The sequence below is a fragment of the Ramlibacter sp. genome (assembly GCF_013697775.1).
GTDB lineage: Bacteria > Pseudomonadota > Gammaproteobacteria > Burkholderiales > Burkholderiaceae_C > Ramlibacter.
Genome location: NZ_JACCWG010000453.1, coordinates 1 through 5297 on the forward strand (window position 1 = coordinate 1; position 5297 = coordinate 5297).

Genomic DNA, 5297 nt, shown 5'->3' on the forward strand with positions numbered 1-5297 from the left:
GACCACCGCAGTATGAGCCCATGCCGGGCACCGCCTGCCGCGACGCGCGACGCAACGCCTGACGCAACGCGCAAGGTACAGTCAGGCGCAAGGACGATACGCAATGCAAGACATCCCCACCTACGCCGACGTAGAAGCAGCAGCCGAGCGCCTGCAGGGCCACGCCCACCGCACGCCGGTCATGCGCTCGCGCACCGCCGACGCCCTGCTCGGCGCGCAACTCTTCTTCAAGGCCGAGAACTTCCAGCGCATGGGCGCCTTCAAGTTCCGCGGTGCGTTCAACGCCCTCTCGCGCTTCACGCCCGAGCAGCGCAAACGCGGCGTGATCACTTTTTCGTCCGGCAACCACGCCCAGGCCACCGCGCTGGCGGCCCGCATCCTGGAGATCCCCGCGCTGATCGTCATGCCCGAGGACGCGCCCGCGGCCAAGGCCGCCGCCACGCGCGGCTACGGCGCCGAGGTGGTCACCTACAACCGCTACGAGGCCAACCGCGAAGAATTGACGTCCCGGCTGGCGGCCGAGCGCGGCATGACGCTGATTCCGCCCTACGACCACGCCGACATCATTGCCGGCCAGGGCACGGCCGCCAAGGAACTGTTCGAGGAAGCGGGCGAGCTCGACTATTTCTTCGTCTGCCTGGGCGGCGGCGGGCTGCTCAGCGGCTGCGCGCTGGCGGCGCGGGCGCTCGCACCGAACTGCAAGATCTATGGCGTGGAACCCGAGGCTGGCGACGACGGCCGGCAATCGTTGCTGAAGGGCGAGCGCGTGAAGATCGAGGTGCCGCGCACCATCGCCGACGGCGCGCAGACGCAGGAGCTGGGCGAACTCACCTTCGCCATCCTTCAGCGCGACGTAACGGCCGTCGTGACTGCCACCGACGCGCAGCTGGTCGAGGCCATGCGCTTCTACGCCGAGCGCATGAAGATGGTGGTGGAGCCGACCGGCTGCCTGTCGTTCGCCGGAGCCCGCCACGGCGGCATCGACGTCCGCGGGGCGCGGGTCGGTATCCTCATCAGCGGCGGAAACGTCGACCTGACACGTTTTGCAGAGCTTGTTGCGGGCAGTTCCGCCCGCTTGTCATGACATCCTTGCAATGAGGCGCACCTGGGCCGTGCGGGCACGCTACATTGCGGTTTTGGAAGCTCCACACCATGGCCACCACCCTTGACGCGGGCGCTCCCGCAGCCCCCCGCCACATCCGCCTGACCTCGCACGCCAAGGGCTTCGGCGCCTTGCCCATCCATTGGGGCGCGGCCATGCCGTCCGAGCGGGGGCCGGTGGTCGGCACCACCGCCGTGCGCAGCCACCGCAACGTCATCGGCACGCACAGCGGCTCGTACAGCGTGTACCGGGCCCTGGCCGTCGCCTCCGGCGCGCTGGCGCGCGGCCACAAGGCCGACCTGACCAACACCTCGCCGACCGACATGATCGGCCCCTACCCGCAGTGGAGCGACCCCGGCAAGATCGTCAGCCTGGACCCCTGGGGCGCCATGGTGGCCGACGTGTTCAACAACGAGCTGGTGGCCGGCTACGACGTGCGGCCCACCATCGCCGTGACCAAGGCGCACGTGATCCTGCCCGAAGTCATCGAAGGCCTGCTGGCCGGCCGGCTCAAGGCCGACGGCCACATCCTCACCGCCGGCGGCGCCGCCATGGTGACCAAGGCGGCGATCGAGCCCGTGTGGTGGCTGCCCGGCGTGGCCAGGCGCTTCGGCTGCACCGAGGCCGACCTGCGCCGCGTGCTGTTCGAGGAAACCGGCGGCATGTACCCGGAACTCGTGACGCGCAGCGACCTGGAGGTGTTTCTGCCGCCCATCGGCGGGCAGACCGTCTACATCTTCGGCGACCCGCAGGACCTGGCCAACCCGGAAGTGGAACTCACCGCGCGGGTGCACGACGAGTGCAATGGCTCGGACGTGTTCGGCTCCGACATCTGCACCTGCCGGCCCTACCTGACGCACGCGATCGAAGAATGCATCGCCGGCGCGCAGCGCGGCGGCGTGGGCCTGGTGTCGTACTCGCGCAAGGAAGGCCGGGCGCTGGGCGAGGTGACCAAGTTCCTGGTCTACAACGCCCGCAAGCGCCAGGTCGGCGGCGACACCGCCGATCAGTATTTCGCCCGCACCGAATGCGTGGCCGGCGTGCAGGACATGCGCTTCCAGGAGCTCATGCCCGACGTGCTGCACTGGCTGGGCGTGAAGAAGATCCACCGCCTGGTGTCCATGAGCAACATGAAATACGACGCCATCACCGGCGCCGGCATCGAGGTCGGCGAGCGCGTGAACATTCCCGACTCGCTGATTCCCGCCGATGCCAAGGTCGAGATGGAGGCCAAGGTGGCCGCCGGCTACTTCACCTCCGGCCATGTGCCGGACGCCGCCGAACTCAAGCAGACCAAGGGCCGGGAGCTGGACAAGTGACGAGCGCATCCGACCACGCCATCCACGGGGGCGCCGCCGAGCAGGCCGCCGACGTCCTGCGCACCACCACCGCCGTGCGCGAACGCTGCGGCCAGCTGCTGGACCGCGCGCGGCGCGGCGAATCGCGCTGGTTCACCGTGGACGACAACGCCATCGAAGGCGCCGCCGGCACCATCGCCGAAGTGACGCGGCGGCGCTTTCCGCGCGGCCACATCCCGGTGCACAGCCGCTGGCGGCACTTCGAGGCCGGCGGCGTGGACCGCAAAGGCGAACTCGACCGCCTGCTGGCCGGCCAGTCGCGCCCCGAGCGCGCCCGCGCGCTGATCGACCTCACCGTGGTCAGCGTGCTGCTGGACGCCGGCGCCGGCCACGACTGGAAATACACCGAACCGGCCAGCGGCAAGACCTTCACCCGCTCGGAAGGGCTGGCGGTGGCCAGCTACCACGCCTTCGTGGCCGGCATGTTCTCCAGCGACAAGGACCGGCCGCTGCAGGTCGACGCCATGGGGCTGCGCGGCCTGGTGACCGACCGGCTGGCGCAGGCCTTCCAGGTCAGCGAAGCCAACCCGATGGTCGGCCTGGAGGGGCGTGCCGTGCTGATGCGCCGGCTGGGTGAAATCATTTCCGAACAGCCCGAGGTGTTCGGCCCCGAGCTGCAGCGCCCCGGCCACCTGTTCGACCTGATCCTGGGCACGGCCGGCCCGGACGTTTCGCGCACGGCCAGCGTGTCGGCGCACGGCATCCTGTCGCACCTGCTGATGAGCCTGTCGGGCATCTGGCCGGCGGCCAACACCATCGGCACCATTCCCCTGGGCGACTGCTGGCGCCACGAGGCGGTGCGCGGCGAAGGCCTCACCGACGGCTGGGTGCCGTTCCACAAGCTCTCGCAGTGGCTCACCTACTCGCTGCTGGAGCCCTTCGAGTGGTCGGGCGTCAGCGTCCACGGCCTGAACGCGCTGACCGCGCTGCCCGAATACCGCAACGGCGGGCTGATGATCGACAGCGGCGTGCTGGTGCCGCGCGACGAGGCGGTGGCCTCGCAGGTCTGGCAGCCGGGCGACGAGATCATCGTCGAGTGGCGCGCGCTGACCCTGTCGCTGATGGACGAAGTGGCCGGCGCGGTGCGCAAGCACCTGCACCTGGACGCCGAGCGCATGCCGCTCGCGCGCGTGCTGGAAGGCGGCAGCTGGGCCGCCGGCCGCGAGCTGGCGCAGCGCCGGCGCGGCGGCATGCCGCCGCTGCAGGTGGCCAGCGACGGCACGGTTTTTTGACGACACCGAGAACAAGACGGAACAACGGATGGACAATAACAACGACGTGCACCTGATCGACCACCCGCTCGTGCAGCACAAGCTGAGCCTGATGCGCAACAAGGAGGTCAGCACCAACAGCTTTCGCCGCCTGCTCAACGAAGTGAGCATGCTGATGGCCTACGAGGTCACGCGCGACATGCCGATGCAGGAAGTCGAGATCGAGACGCCGATGGAAAAGACGATGGCCAGGGTCATCGACGGCAAGAAGCTGGTGTTCGTGTCCATCCTGCGCGCCGGCACCGGCATCCTGGACGGCATGCTCAGCGTGGTGCCCGGCGCGCGCGTGGGCCACATCGGCCTGTACCGCGACCCCAAGACGCTGACGGCCGTGGAGTACTACTTCAAGATGCCGCAGGACATGCAGAACCGCGACGCGGTGGTGGTCGACCCCATGCTTGCCACCGGCAACTCCGCCATCGCTGCGGTGGAGCGCCTGAAGGAGCTCGGCCCCAAATCCATCAAGTTCGTCTGCCTGCTCACCTGCCCCGAAGGCCTGCGCGCGTTCCACGGCTCGCACCCCGACGTGCCGGTCTACACCGCCGCCATCGACCGGCAGCTGAACGACCACGGCTACATCCTGCCGGGGCTGGGCGACGCCGGCGACCGCATCTTCGGCACCAAGTAGAGAGCACCCGTGAACCTGTCCCGCCCGCGCGGCGGCTTCGTGCGGCCGTGCCTTGCCGGCTTGCTGCTGGGCTTGGCTGCGGCAGCGCAGGCCGCGCCCTTCACCCCCGCCGCAGACGCCGACGTGGTCGAGCGCCTGCCCGGCGCCACCGACCCGGCCACGCGCGGCGTGGCGTCGCTGCGCAAGCAGCTGGCCGCCCGGCCGAACGACAACACGCTGCGCCTGGAGATCGCCCGCCGCTACTTCGACCTGGCGATGGCGCAGGGCGACCCGCGCTACGTGGGCTATGCCCAGGCCGCCATCGCGCCGCTGGCGCAGTCCACACCCAACGACGCGCGCTACTGGCTGGTGCGCGGCCAGCTCGAGCAGTACAGCCACGACTTCGCCGGCGCGGTGGCCAGCCTGAACAAGGCCAGCCAGCTCGATGCGGCCAATGCCGAGCCGGTGTCCTGGCGCGCCGCCATCGCAATGGTGCAGGCGCGCTACCCGGATGCCGCCCGCGAATGCGAACGCCTGGCCGCGCTCACCCAGCCGCTGTTCGCCCAGGGCTGCGCCGCTTACGTTCAGGCCGCCACCGGGGGCCTGCCCGCCGCCTACGACACGCTGCAATCGGCTGCCACCGCCGCGCCGCGCGCCGACCCCGGCCTGATGCTGTGGGTGCAGACGCGCCTGGCCGAAATGGCGATGCGCCTGCAGCGCTGGGATGCGGCCGAACAGCACTTCAAGCTGGCGCTGCGCCAGGCCCTGACCGACCAGTTCCTGCTGGGCGCCTATGCCGACTTCCTGCTGGAGCGCAAGCGCCCGGCCGAGGCGCTGCAGCTGCTGGCCGGCTGGGAGCGCTCCGACGTGCTGCTGCTGCGCCTGGCGCTGGCCGGCAAGGCGGCCAACGACAAGCGCGCGGGCGACTGGGCGCAGCAGCTGCGCGACCGCTTCGCCGC

The 5297-nt window shown here is 70.2% G+C and carries 5 protein-coding genes; all 5 read left to right on the forward strand.

From position 1 onward, the window contains the following. Nucleotides 1–103 precede the first annotated feature (103 nt). The gene (locus H0U68_RS23025) at nucleotides 104–1084 is read left to right on the forward strand and encodes a threo-3-hydroxy-L-aspartate ammonia-lyase (protein ID WP_296359233.1); all 981 of its coding nucleotides are present in this window, start codon (nucleotides 104–106) and stop codon (nucleotides 1082–1084) included. A gap of 68 nt (nucleotides 1085–1152) precedes the next feature. Then, a complete protein-coding gene (locus tag H0U68_RS23030; RefSeq protein WP_296359234.1) occupies nucleotides 1153–2421 on the forward strand; it encodes a GTP cyclohydrolase II in 1269 nt (422 codons plus the stop codon). Then, nucleotides 2418–3692, forward strand: coding sequence for a URC4/urg3 family protein (locus H0U68_RS23035; RefSeq protein WP_296359235.1), 1275 nt, complete (start codon nucleotides 2418–2420; stop codon nucleotides 3690–3692). The genes H0U68_RS23030 and H0U68_RS23035 overlap by 4 nt, the downstream gene beginning before the upstream one ends. Before the next feature lie 28 nt (nucleotides 3693–3720). Continuing rightward, nucleotides 3721–4359, forward strand: coding sequence for a uracil phosphoribosyltransferase (gene upp, locus H0U68_RS23040; protein ID WP_296359236.1), 639 nt, complete (start codon nucleotides 3721–3723; stop codon nucleotides 4357–4359). A 9-nt stretch (nucleotides 4360–4368) separates the two neighbouring features. Continuing rightward, nucleotides 4369–5297 (forward strand): hypothetical protein (locus H0U68_RS23045; RefSeq protein ID WP_296359237.1); only part of this gene is annotated, 929 nt, incomplete at its 3' end.

What these genes read in the sequence shown, in the direction of transcription:
- upp (WP_296359236.1), top strand. Translation starts at nt 3,721, where the DNA reads ATGGACAATAACAACGACGTGCACCTGATCGACCACCCGCTCGTGCAG.
- H0U68_RS23025 (WP_296359233.1), top strand. Translation starts at nt 104, where the DNA reads ATGCAAGACATCCCCACCTACGCCGACGTAGAAGCAGCAGCCGAGCGC.
- H0U68_RS23030 (WP_296359234.1), top strand. Translation starts at nt 1,153, where the DNA reads ATGGCCACCACCCTTGACGCGGGCGCTCCCGCAGCCCCCCGCCACATC.